Genomic DNA, 17,676 nt, shown 5'->3' on the forward strand with positions numbered 1-17,676 from the left:
GGCGTCCGGCGGACAGTTGTTGATCTTACTCGGGCAAAGGACCGTTTGTGAGAGTAACCGTGCGCGGACTTCCGACCCTTGCTTCCTTCGGTGAAGATCGTCAGCGTGTGGCGGGCTCGTTGGCGACCTCTCCGTTCGAGCTTCGCAAGTTGGTTCGATAACTGGTGACAGGGCTTCAGCCGACGGCTCGGAGCCGTTCGAGGAGTTCACTGACGCCGGCCGTGTGTGCGTATGGCAACAGTTCCGGTTCCAGGTCGCGCACCATCGTCACGCACCTGGGCGCGTCGATCCGGCTGGCCAGGTCGAGGGAACGGGTAGCGGTCGCCGCGGCGATCTCCGGTTCGCCGTCCCGAAGGTAGGTCTCGGCCTGGTAGGTCAGGAATACGGACTTGGTTTTGGAGCGGGTGGCGGTGAGCAGGGCGATGCCCTCGTCCATCAGCTGGTGGGCCTGGCGCCGCTGGCCGAGATCCGCGAGACAACGACCGCTGTCCGCTGCGAGGTCTGCCGTGGACATCCACGAGCACCAGGCTGGGGCCGGATCGTGCGACGGAGTATCCAGCGCCTTCTCCGCGGCGGTGAGGGCCCGGCGGCACAAGCCGCCCTCGTCGAGGGCGGCGAGGGCGCGGGCCTGTCTCAGGTGGAGGAGGGATCGCGCGGTGGGGTGGTGGGTGCGGGGGATGGTGTGTTCGAGGATGTCGGCCGCAGCGCGGGCATCCTTGAGCCACAGCAGTTGGTACGCGAGATCGGAGAGGATGCCCGCACCGAGGTCGCGCTGGTGGGCGGTGTGGGCGTTGTGGAGGGCGGCGTGCCAGAAGCGGCCGGCGGAGGCGTGGCGGCGTTCGTCGAAGTGCTGCCAGGCGATGGCCTGGGAGAGGGAGGCGGCCAAGGTGTGCAGCCGCTCTCCGGCGGCGGGGGTGTAGCGGGACTCGCCGATGAACTCGGTGACGGTGGTCAGGTGCGCGTTGAGCAGATGGCGGGTGCGGCGCCTGCGTTCGGTGGCGAGGCGGATCAGCTCTGTCCCGGTGGCCTCCAGCCAGTCGAGCATCTCGGCGTCGGCTTCGCCGGGCGCGGCGATCTGTGCGAACCGGCCTGGCTCGGTGACGTCCCACTGGTGGGCGAGAACGGCCAGCGAGCCACTGGCGTAGGCGATGAACGACCGGCGGTCCAGGGAGGACATCAGGGCCTCTCGGAGTGAGGGGACGGCGTTGTGCGGGCCCAGGGGCAGCGGTCTGTCCTGGCCCGGGAGCCAGTGGGGCCAGCCGAGATGGGCGACGGCCGCGTAGTCGATGCCTAGGACCTCTGCGATGAGCGGCTGGGATTCATCTTCGTCGGGGGCGGCACGGCCGGTCTCCCACTTGGAGACCCGTGACCCCCGGGTACCTGAGCGCAGGCCGCGGCGCTTGGCGGCCTGCCGGATGCGGCGAGCCAGTTCCTCCTGTGGCCATCCGCGCTCGTTCCTGGCGTACGCGAGGGGGTGGCGGATTTCGTCGTCCACCCGCCCATTGCACCACCTGTTCCGTGCCCAGGAGAGCTGTTCGAGGAGACCGGGGATAGGGCGGGGATAGGGATTTCCTCTGGGCACCGCGGCCGGTGGCCGCTGTACTCGTCGTGTTCTGCCCGGCACTCCACGTGATCGGGCGGAGCGTGGCGATGACCGTTCCCCATGGGCTTGTCCCGCCTGCCGGGCTGCGTCTCCCCCGCCTGGTCGGGCGAGGGCCCGCCGGCCTTCGCCGCCGCCGTACGCCCGCCATCACCGATGCACAGGGAGGGGCTGCCATGTCGTACGACCACTGAGCCCGAGAAGTCCGGGGCGGGCCCGTCCGATGAGGCAGGCCCGCCCTTCCCTCTCCGGAAGGACTCGCGATGCCGTCTGTGACCGACCGCTACGACCCCTTGGACGCGGAGATCCTGCGCGACCCCTACCCCGTGCTGGCCGAACTGCGTGAGCACGCACCGGTGTTCTGGCACGTGGACATGGATTCGTGGGCGCTGACCCGGTACGCGGACAGCATGCGGGTGCTGCGCGACCACGAGACGTTCGCCCGCGATCCGCGGCGTACCGGGGGCACGGTGCCCGAAGCGTCCTTGAGCGTGCAGACGCTCGACCCGCCGCAGCAGAGCCGGGTCCGCTCTCTGTTCATGACCGCACTGCGCGCCCAGGACCTGACCGGGGTCGAGGACCGTGCCCGCCTCCTGGTGCGCGAGCGGCTCGACCATCTGGCCGGCGGGGGCCCGTTCGATGTGGTGGCCGAGATCGCGGTGCCGATGTCCGTGACGGTCGTCGCGGACCTGCTCGGGGTCGAGCCTCCGCCGTACGGGGAGTTCGCCGCGGTGTCGGACACAATCATGCGGAGCATGGACGGCGGCCTCAATCCGGCGCTCGTCGAGCCGGGCCGCGTCGCCCGCCAACAGCTGAGCGACCTGGTCGACTCCTGGTTTGCGGCCTCGGCCCGGCCCGGCCTGCTGGCCCGGGTACGGCAGGCCACGGCCCCCGACTCCGATGCGCTGACCCGGCTGTACGTGAAGAACACGGCGCGAGTGATGTTCCAGGGCGGCTACAGCACGATGGTGGCCGCCATCGGCAACGCCGTCCACACCCTCCTCGCTCGCCCGGGAGCCCTTGGCCGGATGCACGACGGGGCGCTGCTGGCCACGGGGGTGGATGAGCTGGTGCGCTTCGACGGGCCGGTGCAGGGCACCACGCGCACGGCGGTGCGCTCATGTCGGATCGGCGGCGTCGACATCGCACCGGGGCAGAAGATCGTTCCGCTCTTCGCGGCGGCCAACCGCGACCCGGCTGCCTTCGTCCGGGCGGACGAGCTGGTGCTGGACCGCACCCCGAACCGCCACCTCGGGTACGGGTGGGGGCCGCACTCCTGCATCGGGGCAACTGTCGCCCAGGCCGGGCTGCGCATCCTGGTCGCGGCCCTGAACGGCCATCCGGCCCAGCTGGCCGCCGCCGGCGAGGGTGTACGGCGCCGGACGGCGACCATGCGGGCCTTCGACGCGCTGCCCGCTGCCCTCCTCCTCTGATCACTTCCCTGCACCGCGACGATCGGCGCGCGCTGCTCGTCCGTCCATGTCTTCAGGAGTCCGCTGTGCGCATCCTCATCGGCAACCACATCGATCCGTCCATCCGCGAGCGCCAGGACATGCGGGCCTGGACGCAGCGTCTGCTGTGGTTCGCCCGCCCCGGTGACCTGCTCATCCTGTGCTGCGAGCCGGAGACGACATTCGTCGACTATGCCTTGGCCCACACCGGTGTGAAGCGCGAGGAGCTGACCGTGCTGGCGGCTCCGGCCGGAGCGTGGGGTGATCGGCTGCTCGATCCTGCCTCCCTGACCGTGCCCGTATTCGTGGAGCAGATGCGGGCCGCGCTCGGACCGGCCGGGGCCGGCGCGGTGAGCGAGGTGTTCGCACTGTGGCCGTCGGCCGCCGTGGCGCGGCTCGCCGAGGCCCTGGGCGTGGCGGACCGCTTCCCGGGCGCGGCCTTCTTCGGGCAGGGCGGCGGGGAGATCGGCAACAACAAGGCGAACTTCCGGGCTCTGGCGGCGGCGGCCGGGGTGCCGATCCTGCCGGGCCGGGTCTGCCGCAGCCGCGCCGAAGCGGCGGAAGCGACCGGCGCGCTGCTGGAGCGCTCCGCGTCGGGGGCGGTCGTGGTCAAGCAGGCCCACAACGGGGCCGGGGTCGGCAACCAGTTGCTCGTACGCGATGGGGAGATGGCCGTGGACCACGTCGGGGCCCGGCATCTGCACCATCTGGCCCCGGGCCCGGACGGCATCGCCGTGTACTGGGCCGAGCGGTGGCCGTGGGCGAGCGGGGAAGGGCGCTGGCCGGTCGTCGTCGAGGAGTTCGCGTCCGGTGCCGACGCGGTGTACTCCGAGCACTACGCCTCCGACGATGGCACCCGAGCCACCGAGACGGGGCGTCTGCTGTACGTCGGGCGGCGCCTGAGCCACCAGGTCGTGCCCCTGGACGGCGTCACCAAGCCGGTACGGGCGGCACTGCTGGACGGCGGCACCCGGCTGGCCGAGACATACCGGGCGTTCGGCTACCGCGGGCACTTGAGCGCGGACGCCCTGGTCCTGCCCGACGGAACGGTTGTGTTCACGGAGGTCAACGCCCAGGTCAGCGGGTCGTTGCATATCCACCAGTCGATCGCCCACGGCATCGTCGACATCGCTGCCACCCCGGCCCGGCAGGTGGTCGAGTACCACGTGCCGCCCACCTGGGCGGTGCCCTCGTTCTCCGCGTTCCTGGCCGCGCTCGACGAGCTGGGCCTGGCGTACGACCCGGCCGCCCGGACTGGGGCGATCGTGTCGATGCCCGCGATCCCTCTCGCGCCCGGGGAGCCGGTGCAGTTCGTGTTCTGCCTCGCCTACGACCCCGCCGAAGGCCACGCCGCGGTGCTCGACCGGCTCGACGCGCGGTTCGCGGCTGTGCCCGCCGGCACCTACGACGCCAGCCAGCACGTCGCCACCGGCGCCGTGTCCTTCTCCTCTTGACTCGGGAGCCTCATCATGAACACCTCCCTCATCGCGGCCACTGAGGCCGCCCAGCTTTCCCCCGTTTTCGACGCGGACAAGCTCGCCGCCGAACTCGCGGCCGTCACCACCCACACCTGGAACGTGCAGCGCACCCACACCTACGGTGGGCAGGTCGGCAGGCCCGCCGCGATCGACTGGCGTGTTCTGCCGCTGCGCAGCCTCGGCGGCGATCCGGAGCGCACCGACCCGGGCGGCCCCGGGCCGCAGCCGTTCGCGCCGACGCGCTGGCTCTCCCAACTGCCCTACCTCGGCGGGATCCTTGAATCGGTCCCGGCCCCGTTGAACGCGGTGCGGTTGATGGCGCTGGGGCCCGGCGCCGTCTCAGACCCGCACCGCGACCCCAAATACCGGCTCGACCGGGGCATCGTGCGCCTGCACATCCCCATCGTCACCGACCCGGCCGCCGTGCTCGTCCTGAACGGCGCCGAACACTGCTGGCAGCCGGGCGCCCTCTGGTACGGCGACTTCTCCCGAGAGCACCTGGTACGCAACACCAGCCAGACCGCGACCCGGGTCCACGCCGTCGTCGACGCCCTCCTCACCACCGACCTCGCAGCCTGGTTCCCGGACTCCTGGCAGCACCTCCTCACCCACGGCGAGGTCCTGCTCAACCGCACCGGCCCGGCCGAGATTTCCGCTTGGCCCGGCAGGCTGCCGTACGAAGCGCTGCTGCCTTCCGGGTTCGCGGACTTCGAGTCACCCGCCCCGCTGGACGGCTCCCTCATCCCCGCCCGCATCGACCGCACCGGCGACGTCCTCGTCCTGACGGTCGCCGGGCACGCCTTCGCGCTCGTACCTGTCGACGGCACCGGGGAGTTCCGGTTCTCCGGCTGGAGCGAGCAGCGCACCCTCCAGCCGGAAAGCGGCGGTCTGACGCTGCGGGTCCGCCGAGGCCGCGCGCTCGCCGACCGGCACGTAAAGGCCGCACCCCGCGCCTCCTGACCCGCCCCGCAGACCCGAGAGAAGAGGAACGCCCATGCCCCGCCTGAACAGTCACGACGACTTCACCCCGCTCAAGGAGGTCATCGTCGGGTCCGCCGCCAACTACGTGGGACACGACCGCGACGTCAGCTTCGAGTTGTTCCACCACGAGAGCCTGACCGGCTTCCGGTCGGACTGGGCCTATCCGCGCCTGACCCGGACGCTGGCCGGCCACCGGGAGAGCTGGACCATCAAGGAGCGGTACGCCGAGGAGCTGCAAGAGGACGTGGAGGCCCTGGCCGCCGTGCTCGCCGGGCTCGGGGCCGTCGTGCACCGGCCGCTGTCCCTGCCTCCGGACGCGGCGCCCATCGCGGGCCTGGGCTGGGAGGCCGCCCCGACCCCGGCCCTGAACATCCGCGACAACACGCTGATCCTCGGGGGCGAGATCATCGAGACGCCGCCCGCGATTCGCTCCCGCTACCTGGAGACCCGCCTGCTCGCCCCCGTCTTCGCCCGCTACTGGGAGGTCGGCGCGCGGTGGACGACAATGCCCCGCCCCACCCTCACCGACACCTCGTTCGACCTGTCGTACGCGCGGGACACGGCGACCACCCTGGGCGGGCCGACCGAGGCCATCGACGACCCGCAGCCGAGCCCGTACGACGTCGGCGTCGAGATGATGCTGGACGGCGCGCAGGTGCTGCGGCTGGGCCGCGACCTGGTCGTCAACGTCGCGCAGGAGAACCACGCCCGGGGTGCCGAGTGGCTTCAGAGGCACCTCGGCCACGAGTACCGCGTCCACCGAGTGTGGCGGATGGCGGACAATCACATCGACAGCATGGTCCTCGCCCTGAAGCCGGGGGTGTTCCTGGCCCGGCACGACGGCATCCGGGACCTAATGCCCGAACGCTTGCGCTCGTGGCGCTACCTCGTGCCGCCGGAGCCGGACGCGGGCGCCTTCCCGGTCTACGACGACTACGAGGACCTCGTGCTCACCAGCCCCTACATCGATCTCAACGTCCTGTCCGTCGACGAGAACACCGTGCTGGTCAACCAGGAGTGCACCGGCCTGGCCAAGCTGCTGGAGGCTGAGGGCTTCGACGCGGTGCCCGTCCGGCACCGGCACCGGCGCCTGTTCGGAGGCGGGTTCCACTGCTTCACTCTGGACACCCACCGCACCGGCGGCTTCGAGGACTACCTGTCGTGACCCTCCCAGGCGTGCTGCTACTGGACACGGCCGGCCCAGAGGCGGGTCTCCTGGCCGCGGCGGCCGCCGCCCGCGGGCACCAGGTCCACGCCGCGGCCCCCGCCGCGGCGTACGCGGACTACGGACCGGAGCTGAAGGGACTGCCGACCGGGCGGGTCGTCACCGACTTCGCCCGGCCCGACCGGGCCCTCGACGAGATCGCCACGTACGCCCGCCGCCACGGCGTCGGCGCCGTGCTCACCGTCAACGAATACCTGACCGACCTCGCAGCGCACCTCTGCGCCGAACTGGGTGTGCCCGGCAACGACCCCGGCGCCGCGCGAGCGGCCCGGGACAAGGCAGCCATGGCCGAGGCGTTCACAGCGGCCGGGGTGCACGCCCCGTACACGGTCCTCGTCCAGGACGGCACCGGGCTGCGGGCCGCGCTGGCAGACCCACGGGTCGGCTTCCCGTGCGTCGTCAAGCCGCTGTCCGCGGCGGGCTCTGCCGGCGTCACAGTGGTGACCGGCCCGGCCGGCGCGGCCGAGGCCGCCGACACCGCCCGCGCGGCGGTCGGCATGTACAGAAGCGGCGGCGACCCGCGCATCCTGATCCAGGCATACGCTGCGGGGACGGAGTACAGCGTCGAGTCCCTTACGCAAGACGGCACCACGACGCACCTCGCCGTGACCCGGAAGCAGGTGACCGGCGGCCCGAAAAGAGTCGAGACGGGGCACAGCCTCCCCGTGCGCCTGCCCCCGGCCGTCGAGGGGGCCGTGTACCGGGAGGTGGAGGCGGCCATCCGGGCGGCCGGTATCCGGCACGGTGCCTCGCACACAGAGGTCATCGTTGGCGAGGATGGGCAGTGCACGGTCATTGAGATCGGCGCCCGCCTCGCCGCCGGGCAGATCGGCGTCCTGATCCAGCACGCCCTGGGCATCGACGTGTGGACTGCTCTGCTCGACATCGCCCTCGGCCGCCCGGCCGCGCTCGCCCCCACCGCCCGCGGGTATGCGACCGTGCGGTTCGTGACCAGCCCGCGCGCCGGACGGCTGACCTCGCTCTCCGGATTCCCGACAACGGGGCCGGGCGTGCCGTTCGTCCGCCGGCGGGCGGCGATCGGGAGCACCGTCCACGAACCGGGAGCCAATGGCCACCGACTCGGATCGTTCGTGGTCACCGGCCGCGACGCTGCCGAGGTCGAGGAGCGGGCCGACGCGCAACTGCGGAAGATCCGCATCGAAGTCGAACCACACTACAACGGCGAACCGGGACCGGTCCCCGGCTGCTCGGTCAGGACTGACCGATGAGCGGGCCCGCCACACGGGGGGCTCACAAATCCGGGGTCGATCCGGCGATCACAGCGGCCTGCTTCCCCGTCCCCGCCCTCCTCCTGCGCACCAACGACCCCGTCGCCCAGCAGGCAGTCCGGGCCTTCGCCGGCCAGCAGGCCGAGACGGCGCGCTCCCTGTCCCAGTCTCTGACCGTCGCTCTCCGCTCGGCCCCCGACATGGGTGCCCGGGTCTCGGCGTTCGTCGCCGTGTTCGAGGCGACGGAGGACTGGCGGTACAGGGCAGCGGCCTCCAGCCCACACAGCACCGGCCGACACAGCCCCAGCTGGGCAGACCGGTTCCGGACTCCCATCACCGACGACAACCCCAACCTCTTCCGGATCGGCGACCATGCCCGCTTCCGGGACGGCGCAACGTGGAATCCAGCGACCCGCGCCTACCAGGGAGGCACCGGCACCCCGGCCAGCCGGACGATGCGACGGTTCGAGACGCTCGCAGCCGAGAGATTTCCCCAGTCGCCACGTGTCGACGTCGTGTGCAACAGCGTCTCCCTGCCCGGCAGCCGCAGCGCGGACGGGACGCGGCTCCTGCGCGGCGACGCCGCCCACCGGGCCGCGGCCGAAATGACCGCCCGGATCTCAGCGCGAGGCGGGGACACTTCCCGTATCACCACCAGCGGACACCTGATCTATACCGCCAGCGCACCAGAATCAGAACGCCGCGCGCTCTTCCACCACGCCATGACCCTGCTCGCCTTCAACCACACCGCCCCGGCCGACGCGCTGACCGCATGGCTCCAGGCGGCCTATCTCCTTTACCAGGCCCCCCGCAAGAAGCGAGGTGCCGACGCGACGATCCGCACCTTCCTCGTCGCAGCGGGTACGCTCCTGCTGTCCGGACCGCCCGTGCTACCGCACAACATCGATCTGCGCGCCTACACCCGGACGCACGATTTGTTCGTCACCGAACTACGGGCCGCCCAGGGCATCGACGAAACCTCCGTCGGACGGCGGATCTGATCCCCACACCAGCAAGTCAGGTCAGACCGGCAAGCAATCCGGCCATCGTGTCGTAGCTCTCGCGGACCGCGTCCGCCTTGGCCAGCCGGTGCCGTTCAAGCCGGATCGCGCCCAGGTGCCGGGCCTCGTAGATCCTCGCGCGCCACACAGCGGCGGGCGAGCGGACCAATGCACCGTAGGACTCCCAGAACGCGGACCGCTCGTCCTTCTTGGCCGTCGCCATGCGGATGGTCCAGTCAGCCGCCGGGTCACCGAACCACGCCCGGTCGAAGTCCAGCACCCCGGTGATCACCGGCTCGGGGGCATTCGGGTCCAGCAGTGCGTTGACGGTCCACAGATCGCCGGTCAGCAGCCGGGGTTCGGTGACCTCGTCGAGCGCGGCCCGCCCGCGCGAAGCCACCGCGGCGACCTTCCGTACGTCGCCCCCGTCCAGACCGGCACCGTCCAGGTCGGCGGCGATCTCCTCCAGCGACGTGAGCACCGCCTCGCTCCACATCCCGTGCCCCGGAACGCCGACGGGGCCGAAGTGCGGACCGCGCACGTCGTGCACGGAACGGGCGATGGCGCCCATCTGCCGGAAGAACGCCGGCCACGCCGTACGCGGATACGCTCCCAACTGCTCCGGCGCCGGGACGCCGTCCAGGCAGGTCTGGATCATCCAGTCCCGGCTGATTACCTTGTGCGACCAGTCCGCGGCGAGCACCCGCGGCATCAGTGGCGCGATCACCGTCAGCCAGGGCTGGCTCGCGTACTCGTTCCGCATCAGGTGCCACTCGCTGCGGAACTGGCGGCTCTCCTCCGGCGCGACCCGCAGGACCACCGGTTCCGCCCGCCCGGCCAGGGTCACGCGGTAGACGTTGTTGTACATCCCCGTGCCCAGCTCGATCCCAGAGGCAGGCACAGCCGCGGGGCCAAACGCCCTGCGGCAGATCTCCGCAATCTCCTGGGCAGTCAGTGACTGCTGGAACGCCTCCGAGGCGCGCTGAATAGGCTGGAAATCCATGCCGCTCAGGATGCCCCGCTCGACGGCCGTTCGTCACATACATCGCATCGGACGGCAGCTCCAGACGTATCCGGAGAAGCCGGCCGCGCCAGGTCAAAAGCTTGAGCTGAACGGCGAAGCCCAGCCTCGTCGCCCCGGTCTTGTTTCGTCACCGGCCCGCCTGGTCGCTGGACAGGCTGGGCTGGGCTGGGCTGGGCTGGGCTGGGCTGGGCTGGGCTGGGCTGGGCTGGTAGAAGCGTGGCGCGGTCGATCACGTCGCCAAGCAGGTGGGCGTTGCCCCGTCCGAGCTGGGGTTCTACGACTTCACCTCGCGCGCCGCGAACGGCACCGCAGCGAGCTGCGAGATCTGACCGGCTGGCACGAGTGCACCAAGGCTGACCTGGTCAAGGTCGTCTCTCACCTGGAGGACGTGATCCAGCACGGACATCCAGCCCTGTACGGCGAGCGCGCGGGGTGGCCGTGGGGGTCAGTGGGAGCAGCCCTCGAATTATGACCGGGACACGTCAGCCCCGGAAGGCGCGCCGGTGGCACACGCGAGGGTTTCGCCCGACGACGCCGACAGGACGGGAAGCAGGGCCTTGTCGTTCACGTCGAAGACCAGGAAGGGCCGGACGGACCACTCGATCCAGTCGGTGCGACGGCTGAGGGAGAAGCCACAGGGCTCGCCCCGGTGCAGCGCCGCGATCGCGCCGACGCAGCCGCCACCTTCGGCCCAGCTCAGCGCGCGGTGACGCTCGACGGGCGGCAGAGCGAACGCGAGCGCCCGTACGGCGACTCGGACGCCCCGGACCGCTTCGGCGGGACTGGCGACGGAGTAGCGCGTCACGACCGGGCTTTCCTCGGTGTCCATCGAGGTGTAGATGACCTGCTCGCACCAGAACGCGCGGGATACGCGGGATGCGGGAGCGGGGTCGCGCATGGGGGTGGCCTCCTGGCGCGGTGTCAGGTTGGCCCCTGCCTGTCGCCGGCATGACGAGCTCCAGGCAGGGGCCAACCCTTCTTGGACTCTCCCAAATGGGCACGGGGCAGGGAGAGTTGCGCCGGTCCGGGCGTGATCCTGCCGAGGAATCGGCCCGGATGGCGACGCGTAGTGACGGTATCGTCACAACACCAGAAAGGGCAAGTGTGCACCGGAGCATGTATGTAGATTGGCATATGACGAAAGCCCCCCGGTCAGTCGAACGGGGGGCTTTCGTTGTGGAGCTGGTCAGCCGACGAAGTGGTCGAACTCGCCCGCTTTGACCCCCGCGATGAACGCTGCAAACTTGCTTCGGTCCGTAGTCGTCACCATGTTCGGGTCATCGCTCTCGCGCATCAGGATCGCCCCGTTATGTTCAGCGATCTCGACACACTGCTCCCCTCCACCACCGGAGAAGGACGACTTCTGCCACTTGATGGGTGTGCTCATGCCTTTATGTCTCACAGTTCTCGTGCGATGTGATGGATGAAACTGCGCGACTCCTCAGGCTCCAGAGAAGCCTGCTCGGCAAAGTCGAACAGCGTTCGGTATTTTCTGAGGTCAGCAGCCGCATCCAGGAAGAGGCCACCGAAAGGGGCGTCGATGTGGACGGTATCGAGTTGAGGAACCACCCCGCCCGCGTACAGGGCAGTTTGGGTGACCTCAATGAAGTCTTCACTCGTGAACGGGATAACCCGGAGCGCCAATTCTGGCCGTTCGGACACATCCAGTAGATGTTCGAGCTGAGCGCGCGCGACCTTTCGTCCGCCAACGCGCATCCGAAGTGCGGCCTCATGCACGATGACTTGGAACTGCGTTGGTTCCTCGCGGTCGAAGATGCCTCGCCGCCGCAGCCGATGTTCGACTCGGGCCTGCACCTCATCGTCGGGTAGCTTCGGAAGTACGCCTGCGAACAGCGCCCTTGCGTAATCCTCCGTCTGCAAGACACCGGGGAAGGTAACCGGCTGCAAGCACCGGAGGTATTCCGCATGATGCTCAAGCTCTGCAATGTCGAGAAAACCGGGCGTAAGGATGCCGCGATACTCGTCCCACCAGTACTGACCTCGATGCTCGCGAGCAATTGCGCACAAAGATTCGATTAGCGCAGCGTTATCGCAGGCATAGAAGACAGCCAGCCTGCGAATGCGGTCTTCACTGATGCCGATGCGGCCGGCCTCGATGTGGCTGATCTTGGCCTGATCGGTCGAGATGAGACCAGCGGCTTCACGGGCCGTTTTGCCAGCCCGCTCGCGCAACTTCCTCAACTCTCCACCAAGGCGCGCTTGGCGGGCGGTCGGGTTATCCCTTGGCGGCATGTCACCTTCCCCTGTCTGCCGACAGTGTCGCGCGTAACGGTGTCATGGGTCCACTCGCTATCACTACATCGAGTGAGCATCTTGCCACGTGGCATGTATGCCACTTAGGCTCCAGGCAAAGCCGCGCCGCACGTCAGTAAGTCCGAAGTGCAGCCCCGCAGGCCCGCGTTGGGCGTGCTGGAGCCAAGCCACGCATGACGGTGCAGCGCGAGTTCAGACCACCCTGGGAGATGACGCATGCCCCTCACCGACGCCCCCGCACGCCCCGTACCACCGCCGCCGAGCCCCGAGATCTATCGGCTCGCCTTGCCGAACACGGAAAACGCCCCCAGGATCGCTCGCGACTTCGTCGGCTCGCTGCTGCACAGTGGCCGGCACTCCGACCTCGTTGACAACGCACGACTGTGTGCCTCGGAAGTGGTCACCAACGCCCACCGCCACACCCGCACCCGCCGCATCCGTCTGGACGTCACGATCGCCCAACGGCTCGTGACCGTGTACGTCCGCGACGACAAGCCCTTCGGCCTGCCTGTACCGGGCGCAGGGGGCGCGGAACTGACCCATGGCCGTGGTCTGTTACTGGTGGACAGCCTCGCCGTCGACTGGGGCTGGACCATCTTCGGCGGCTGCTCCCCGCACTCGAAAGCCGTGTGGTTCACGCTCGCCGAGAGCGAGCAGACCGCGTGACGGCCCCGGCAACGGACGGCGCCGGGTGGGGTTTTGTGGCGCTCGTCCTCAGTCTCGTCGTCCTGGCGGTGGGACTTCTCCACGCCTCGACGCCGGGTCCGGACCACACCGGACCCCCTGCACCACCGGAACCGGTGGAGGAGCACACGTACACCTGTTACTGCCACCGCGACCCTGTCCTCGTCACCATCCCCATGACCGAGCACCGCCAAGGGCAGGCCGTCAGCGACCGATCGCCACGATGAGGATTGTCAGTGCGGTGCGGAATGCTCACTTCTCAGAGTTTGCGGTCGGCGGGAGCGCCCGCCCGGCACTGCGGAAGGACGGCGGGGTTGTGAAGACTTTGGTCAGCGGTCAGGTGTACGTCTCCTACAGCCAGATCTATGTGGAGAGTGACCACGACGGACCAGGACCCGGGCTCGCGGAGTCCTTCGCCGGCCAGGACGCCGGGCTGTGCGGTGCCGCCACGGAGGGAGCGCTGTGGCTCATCACCGGCCTGCACACAGGCAGCGTCGAGTTCACGGTCGAGCTGCATGACGCCCGGCCGCAGATCGACCCCTGGTGGGAGGAGGTCGTCGAAGTTCCGTTCAGACCCGAGTCGTCACGGACATTGCTCGTCCAGTGGGCGGGCGAGGCCAGTTGGGACCTCGGCCTCGAACAGATCGACTACCGAGCCCGGTACTGCGCCGTCGCGATGGACGCGGGAAACGCGGCCGACACAAGAGACGACGACGAGCCTCAACTCGACAGGTACCTGCTTCAGTTCTGGCCAAGCCCGCCTGAGCCGGCACAGGTGGTGAAGCAGACCAGCGCGATAGCCGCCTACTGGCACGGATACGCCAGGGAACTCCCTCCGCCGCCACCTGACGATGCCGATGTCCGGGCGGCGAGTGCTCCCGTCAGATCAGATGGTCGAACTCACCGGCCTTGATCCCCAGCAGGAAGGCGCGCAGCTTCTCGCGACTCATGGTGACGACCACGTCGGGAGCATCGCTCTCACGCATCATGATCTGGCCGCTGGCGCGGGCCAGCTCGACGCAGTTCTGGTTGTCGTCGGCTCCGGAGAAGGACGACTTCTGCCAGTTGATTTCCGCGGTCATGCCTGTGTCCCTCACCCGTTCTCGCACGATGTGACAGATGTATCCACTCGAAGGAGTCTCTACCGGGACAGACGCAGATGCCAGCCCGACGGGCCCTGTCCGTCGTGGCGGACGAGGCTCGGAGTGTAAGTCTCGGGAGCAGGCCGTGCGGCCTGCTCCCACTGCTGAAGCCAGCCGCGCCGTACGGTCAAGGACGGCGATTCGGGCGGTCGGCAAGGATCGTGCCGTCCTGCTGACAGCATCGGTCTGTCTCTCGGGACAGACCCGATCGATGCGCTGCTGCCGATGTGGAGGTACGAATTGGACCGGCGCCGCTTCCTGACCACCTCCGCCTACTCAGTGGCCGCCGCCGCCCTGCCTCTCTCGTACGTGCGAGAGATCGCTGATCGCACGGCTGCGGCCCGCACCGGCCAGGTCGTCGGCATGGCCGAGGTCGCCGCGGTGCGCGACATGGTCCGTGCCTTCTCCGAAATGGACGAGCGCCACGGCGGGCAGCACGGCCGCAGCGCACTCGTGCAGTACCTGCACGACGATGTTGCCCCGCTGTGCCGGGGCCGCTTCCGCACCGAGGAGATCCGCCGGCACATGCTCTCCGCCGCCTCCCGTGGCGTTCACCTGCTCGGCTGGAAGTCCTACGACGCCGGCCAGCAGGGTCTCGCGCAGCGCTACTACCTTCAGTCCTACGCGCTCGCCGTCGAATCCGGCGTCACCGGACACGACGGGTTCGTGATGCGCACGATGGCCATGCAGGGCCTCAAGCTCCACCGGCCCGAACACTGCCAGAGCCTCGCCGAGACCGGTCTCAACCGTGCCAAAGGCAAGGTCGACGCCCAGACCGAGTCACTCTTCCGTGTCGTCCACGCCCACACCCTGGCCAAGTCCGGCCGGCCCCGGGCTGCCCTGGCCGAAGCCAAGCGGGCCCGCGCCCTGCTGGCTGGGGCACCGGGTGACGAGGTGCCGTTCTGGGCCCTGGCCTGGGGGCCGCCCGCTGCCTCGGTGTACTCGCGTACCGCGAAGGTCTACGAGACCCTCGGCGACCACCGGACCGCCGCCGAGCAGTACGGTCGCGCCGCCGCCTCCCGCCCCGCCGGAACTTACGCGCGAATCGTCGCTCTTGACCTGGTGGCAGGTGCCGAGATGCAGCTCAAACGCGGTCAGATCGAGCAGGCGTGTGTCACCTGGGGCCAGGCCCTGGACCACATGGACGGCGTCCGCTCCGTGCGCACCCGCAAGGCAGTCATCAGCATGCGCCGCGACCTCGCCCGCTTCCGGGCACGCGGCGTACGGTCCGCCGCCGAACTGGACGAACGCGCCAGGGACTTCCTCACGGGTGTCTGACTCCCCCCGAACACCGCCGTCACCGGGCAGCCGGCTCGACCGTTTCCCGCACGGGAGTGGGTAGCGCGGCGACGGGAAAATCCTCGGACCGTGTCATCCAGGACCCGAGCGGATGGGGTTCTAGAGAGTGGAGAGGCGCCTCCATCCCGTTCAGCGAGACCTGTTCACCCAGATCCGCAAGGAGTCCTACGTCCATGACACGGATAACGAAGTACGTGGCGGCCACGGCGGTCGCGGCCGCGGTCCTGGCGGCGCCGGCCACGGCGTACGCGAGCGCTCCGGTGAAGGCCCCGGCGGCCGGGGCGGCCACCGTCGCCCCGGCTTCCCACTCGGCCCCGGCGGTGCGCGTGGTCGCGCCGGGCGAGCGCGTACGGGCCCTGCCCGGCGTGGACGTCTGGCTGACCCCCGAGGGCAAGTACTGGTCGACGCCGGAGATCGGCGAGCAGTTCCGGAGCGTCGTCGACGGCAACCTCGACACCAGCCGGCCCGGCGTCAGCTTCCAGGCCGAGCCGGTCGGCGACCGCTACTTCCTGTCCGGCATCTACTACGGCACCCACAGGACCGCCGCCGTCAAGGTCGTCACCGCGTACGGCACCGTCAACGCCAAGCTGCTCCAACTGCCCGGCAGGCCCGGCTGGGGCGTCTGGTACACGACGAGCGCGCTGCCGGACTCACCGCAGTTCCCCGACACCTTCTTCCGGAGCGTGACGGCCTACGACGCCGCAGGGCGCACCATCACCTCCCTGCCTCTCGACTGATCCCCGGCGGTGAGGGCCCGGCGCTGCCGGGCCCTCACCCCCGTCCCCTCCTCCGTCGTACGTCTCCCACTCAAAGGACCGCCGGCTGTGACGCACGAGAGCCAAGGCGACTTCGCCGAGTTCGCCGCCACGGCCTGGCCCCGCCTCGTACGCACCGCGCACATGCTCACCGGCGATTTCCACGAGGCCGAGGACCTGGTGCAGAACACCCTGACCAAGGTCTACGCCCGGTGGCGGCGCATTCCGCGTGACGAGATCGACGTGTACGTACGCCGGGCACTGATCAACAACAACCTCAGCCGGATCCGCAAGAAGCGCGTCGTCCATCTGCTGATGCCGTTACTTCCCGAGACGGTGCACCGCGTGCACAGCGGGCATGCCGAGGCCGTCGAGCGCCGCACCGCTCTGGACCAGGCGCTCGCCACCCTGCCGGCCCGCCAGCGGGCCGTGATGGTCCTCCGCTACTGGGACGACCTGAGCGAGCAGGACATCGCCACGGTCCTCAACTGCTCACTGGGCACGGTCAAGACCCACGCCAGGCGGGGACTCCAGGCCCTGCGCGCCCACCCCGCGTTCGCCTCCGACACATCCGCCTCGGGAGACCGCCGATGACGTCCCGGTCCGACTTCGAGCGGCTGCGTGAGGTGTTCACCGAAGCCGCCTACGACATCGTGCCCTCTCCCGTCCCACTGGCCGCGATCGAGCAGGCGAGCCGGGTACGGCGGCGGCGCCGCGCGGCCGGACTGGCGCTCGGCTGCGCCCTGCTGCTCGCTCCGCCGGCCGCCCTCGCTCTCCACCTCGCCGGGCCCGCCCCGGTCGTGCGACCGGCGGCCACCCTCACGCCCGCACCTCCGCCCCCGCCTCCGCCCCCGTCGCCCACCGCCCCGGCCAGAGAGGTGCGGGTGGTCGAGCCGGGTGAGCGGGTGGGTGTGCTGCCGGGCGCGGAGCTGTGGCTGACCGCGGAGGGAAAGCACTGGTCCACACCGGAGACGGCGGAGCAGTTCCGGAGCGTCACCGACGGCAACCTCGACACCAGCCGGCCCGACGTGGCCTTCCAGAGCGAGGCGGTCGGCGACCGCTACTTCCTGTCCGGCCTCTACTACGGCACCGACAAGGCCGCCGCCGTCAAGGTCGTCACCGAGCGGGGCACGGTCACCGCCACCATGCTGCGGCTGGCCGGTCACCCCGACTGGGGTGTCTGGTACGCCACCAGCGCGGTGCCCGACTCCCCGGACTTTCCCGACACCTTCGTGCGCAGCGTCACCGTCTACGACGCCGCCGGCCGCACCCTCGCCTCACTGCCGCTCAGCTGAGGGCTCCCCGCCCGGCTCACCGCGCGCGCCGGGCCGTCGACGCCTTCCGCAACACGGTTGACCAGGCGGACAATTGTCTCCCGAAATTCCCACAAGACCACTCCTGGCGCGCAATTGACGCAGGGTGGCCCCAATTGCCCGGGGGAACACAGCATATGAATTCTCCGGGACCGGTACATTTGCCCCGCGCTACGCCGCCCTCGGCCATGACCGAGGCGGCGGCAATTCTTAGGCATTC

Annotated in this window: 19 protein-coding genes; 13 read left to right on the plus strand and 6 right to left on the minus strand. The window is 69.9% G+C overall.

Going from position 1 to position 17,676, the window contains the following annotated elements:
- Window positions 1-175 precede the first annotated feature (175 nt).
- The gene (locus tag ABZ707_RS10785; RefSeq protein ID WP_360171121.1) at window positions 176-1,495 is read right to left on the minus strand and encodes a helix-turn-helix transcriptional regulator; all 1,320 of its coding nucleotides are present in this window, start codon (window positions 1,493-1,495) and stop codon (window positions 176-178) included.
- Between the two features lie 368 nt (window positions 1,496-1,863).
- Between ABZ707_RS10785 and ABZ707_RS10790 the strand changes: the two genes are divergently transcribed.
- The 6 genes from ABZ707_RS10790 to ABZ707_RS10815 all read left to right on the plus strand — a co-directional run bounded on the left by ABZ707_RS10790 (window position 1,864) and on the right by ABZ707_RS10815 (window position 8,965).
- A complete protein-coding gene (locus tag ABZ707_RS10790; protein ID WP_360171124.1) occupies window positions 1,864-3,033 on the plus strand; it encodes a cytochrome P450 in 1,170 nt (389 codons plus the stop codon).
- Between the two features lie 65 nt (window positions 3,034-3,098).
- Window positions 3,099-4,505, plus strand: coding sequence for a hypothetical protein (locus ABZ707_RS10795; protein ID WP_360171127.1), 1,407 nt, complete (start codon window positions 3,099-3,101; stop codon window positions 4,503-4,505).
- A gap of 15 nt (window positions 4,506-4,520) precedes the next feature.
- On the plus strand, window positions 4,521-5,489 hold the full coding sequence (locus ABZ707_RS10800; RefSeq protein WP_360171130.1) for an aspartyl/asparaginyl beta-hydroxylase domain-containing protein: 969 nt from the start codon (window positions 4,521-4,523) through the stop codon (window positions 5,487-5,489).
- A 34-nt stretch (window positions 5,490-5,523) separates the two neighbouring features.
- On the plus strand, window positions 5,524-6,675 hold the full coding sequence (locus ABZ707_RS10805) for a glycine amidinotransferase (protein WP_360171133.1): 1,152 nt from the start codon (window positions 5,524-5,526) through the stop codon (window positions 6,673-6,675).
- Window positions 6,676-6,686: 11 nt separating this feature from the next.
- Window positions 6,687-7,964 (plus strand): ATP-grasp domain-containing protein, encoded by a 1,278-nt coding sequence (locus ABZ707_RS10810; RefSeq protein WP_360171136.1) that lies wholly within the window; start codon window positions 6,687-6,689, stop codon window positions 7,962-7,964.
- Complete coding sequence (locus ABZ707_RS10815; protein ID WP_360171139.1) at window positions 7,961-8,965, plus strand: hypothetical protein; 1,005 nt, start codon at window positions 7,961-7,963, stop codon at window positions 8,963-8,965. Before ABZ707_RS10810 ends, ABZ707_RS10815 begins: the two co-directional genes overlap by 4 nt.
- A 16-nt stretch (window positions 8,966-8,981) precedes the next feature.
- On the opposite strand, the gene ABZ707_RS10820 is transcribed toward ABZ707_RS10815, so the two are convergent.
- The 4 genes from ABZ707_RS10820 to ABZ707_RS10835 form a co-directional block, all read right to left on the minus strand.
- On the minus strand, window positions 8,982-9,968 hold the full coding sequence (locus ABZ707_RS10820; RefSeq protein WP_360171142.1) for an aminoglycoside phosphotransferase family protein: 987 nt from the start codon (window positions 9,966-9,968) through the stop codon (window positions 8,982-8,984).
- Window positions 9,969-10,455: 487 nt separating this feature from the next.
- Window positions 10,456-10,887, minus strand: coding sequence for a hypothetical protein (locus tag ABZ707_RS10825; protein ID WP_360171145.1), 432 nt, complete (start codon window positions 10,885-10,887; stop codon window positions 10,456-10,458).
- 288 nt (window positions 10,888-11,175) lie between these two features.
- Complete coding sequence (locus ABZ707_RS10830; RefSeq protein WP_360171148.1) at window positions 11,176-11,376, minus strand: DUF397 domain-containing protein; 201 nt, start codon at window positions 11,374-11,376, stop codon at window positions 11,176-11,178.
- Between the two features lie 11 nt (window positions 11,377-11,387).
- Window positions 11,388-12,242 carry a helix-turn-helix transcriptional regulator gene (locus tag ABZ707_RS10835; RefSeq protein WP_360171151.1) on the minus strand — a complete coding sequence of 285 codons (855 nt, stop codon included), beginning with the start codon at window positions 12,240-12,242 and terminating at the stop codon, window positions 11,388-11,390.
- A gap of 237 nt (window positions 12,243-12,479) precedes the next feature.
- On the opposite strand from ABZ707_RS10835, the gene ABZ707_RS10840 reads away from it, so the two are divergent.
- The 3 genes from ABZ707_RS10840 (at window position 12,480) to ABZ707_RS10850 (ending at window position 13,860) form a co-directional block, all read left to right on the plus strand.
- Window positions 12,480-12,929: an ATP-binding protein gene (locus ABZ707_RS10840; RefSeq protein WP_360171154.1), complete on the plus strand. Its 450-nt coding sequence runs from the start codon at window positions 12,480-12,482 to the stop codon at window positions 12,927-12,929.
- Complete coding sequence (locus ABZ707_RS10845) at window positions 12,926-13,174, plus strand: hypothetical protein (RefSeq protein ID WP_360171157.1); 249 nt, start codon at window positions 12,926-12,928, stop codon at window positions 13,172-13,174. The genes ABZ707_RS10840 and ABZ707_RS10845 overlap by 4 nt, the downstream gene beginning before the upstream one ends.
- 89 nt (window positions 13,175-13,263) lie before the next feature.
- Window positions 13,264-13,860, plus strand: coding sequence for a hypothetical protein (locus tag ABZ707_RS10850; protein WP_360171160.1), 597 nt, complete (start codon window positions 13,264-13,266; stop codon window positions 13,858-13,860).
- Here ABZ707_RS10850 and ABZ707_RS10855 read toward each other — a convergent pair.
- On the minus strand, window positions 13,829-14,029 hold the full coding sequence (locus tag ABZ707_RS10855) for a DUF397 domain-containing protein (protein WP_360171163.1): 201 nt from the start codon (window positions 14,027-14,029) through the stop codon (window positions 13,829-13,831). The genes ABZ707_RS10850 and ABZ707_RS10855 overlap by 32 nt on opposite strands.
- A 285-nt stretch (window positions 14,030-14,314) precedes the next feature.
- On the opposite strand from ABZ707_RS10855, the gene ABZ707_RS10860 reads away from it, so the two are divergent.
- The 4 genes from ABZ707_RS10860 to ABZ707_RS10875 all read left to right on the plus strand — a co-directional run bounded on the left by ABZ707_RS10860 (window position 14,315) and on the right by ABZ707_RS10875 (window position 17,438).
- The gene (locus ABZ707_RS10860) at window positions 14,315-15,367 is read left to right on the plus strand and encodes a hypothetical protein (RefSeq protein ID WP_360171166.1); all 1,053 of its coding nucleotides are present in this window, start codon (window positions 14,315-14,317) and stop codon (window positions 15,365-15,367) included.
- 194 nt (window positions 15,368-15,561) lie between these two features.
- A complete protein-coding gene (locus tag ABZ707_RS10865; RefSeq protein WP_360171169.1) occupies window positions 15,562-16,125 on the plus strand; it encodes a hypothetical protein in 564 nt (187 codons plus the stop codon).
- An 87-nt stretch (window positions 16,126-16,212) separates the two neighbouring features.
- A complete protein-coding gene (locus ABZ707_RS10870) occupies window positions 16,213-16,737 on the plus strand; it encodes a SigE family RNA polymerase sigma factor (RefSeq protein WP_360171172.1) in 525 nt (174 codons plus the stop codon).
- Complete coding sequence (locus ABZ707_RS10875; RefSeq protein ID WP_360171175.1) at window positions 16,734-17,438, plus strand: hypothetical protein; 705 nt, start codon at window positions 16,734-16,736, stop codon at window positions 17,436-17,438. The genes ABZ707_RS10870 and ABZ707_RS10875 overlap by 4 nt, the downstream gene beginning before the upstream one ends.
- Window positions 17,439-17,676: the final 238 nt, after the last annotated feature.

It is taken from the genome of Streptomyces sp. NPDC006923, from assembly GCF_040635655.1.
Classification (GTDB): domain Bacteria; phylum Actinomycetota; class Actinomycetes; order Streptomycetales; family Streptomycetaceae; genus Streptomyces.

Excerpts from the sequence above, each read along its gene's own strand:
- ABZ707_RS10855 (WP_360171163.1), bottom strand. The coding sequence starts at position 14,029 with ATGACCGCGGAAATCAACTGGCAGAAGTCGTCCTTCTCCGGAGCCGAC.
- ABZ707_RS10860 (WP_360171166.1), top strand. The coding sequence starts at position 14,315 with ATGTGGAGGTACGAATTGGACCGGCGCCGCTTCCTGACCACCTCCGCC.
- ABZ707_RS10815 (WP_360171139.1), top strand. The coding sequence starts at position 7,961 with ATGAGCGGGCCCGCCACACGGGGGGCTCACAAATCCGGGGTCGATCCG.
- ABZ707_RS10840 (WP_360171154.1), top strand. The coding sequence starts at position 12,480 with ATGCCCCTCACCGACGCCCCCGCACGCCCCGTACCACCGCCGCCGAGC.
- ABZ707_RS10830 (WP_360171148.1), bottom strand. The coding sequence starts at position 11,376 with ATGAGCACACCCATCAAGTGGCAGAAGTCGTCCTTCTCCGGTGGTGGA.
- ABZ707_RS10800 (WP_360171130.1), top strand. The coding sequence starts at position 4,521 with ATGAACACCTCCCTCATCGCGGCCACTGAGGCCGCCCAGCTTTCCCCC.
- ABZ707_RS10825 (WP_360171145.1), bottom strand. The coding sequence starts at position 10,887 with ATGCGCGACCCCGCTCCCGCATCCCGCGTATCCCGCGCGTTCTGGTGC.
- ABZ707_RS10875 (WP_360171175.1), top strand. The coding sequence starts at position 16,734 with ATGACGTCCCGGTCCGACTTCGAGCGGCTGCGTGAGGTGTTCACCGAA.
- ABZ707_RS10805 (WP_360171133.1), top strand. The coding sequence starts at position 5,524 with ATGCCCCGCCTGAACAGTCACGACGACTTCACCCCGCTCAAGGAGGTC.
- ABZ707_RS10790 (WP_360171124.1), top strand. The coding sequence starts at position 1,864 with ATGCCGTCTGTGACCGACCGCTACGACCCCTTGGACGCGGAGATCCTG.
- ABZ707_RS10865 (WP_360171169.1), top strand. The coding sequence starts at position 15,562 with ATGACACGGATAACGAAGTACGTGGCGGCCACGGCGGTCGCGGCCGCG.
- ABZ707_RS10820 (WP_360171142.1), bottom strand. The coding sequence starts at position 9,968 with ATGGATTTCCAGCCTATTCAGCGCGCCTCGGAGGCGTTCCAGCAGTCA.
- ABZ707_RS10835 (WP_360171151.1), bottom strand. The coding sequence starts at position 12,242 with ATGCCGCCAAGGGATAACCCGACCGCCCGCCAAGCGCGCCTTGGTGGA.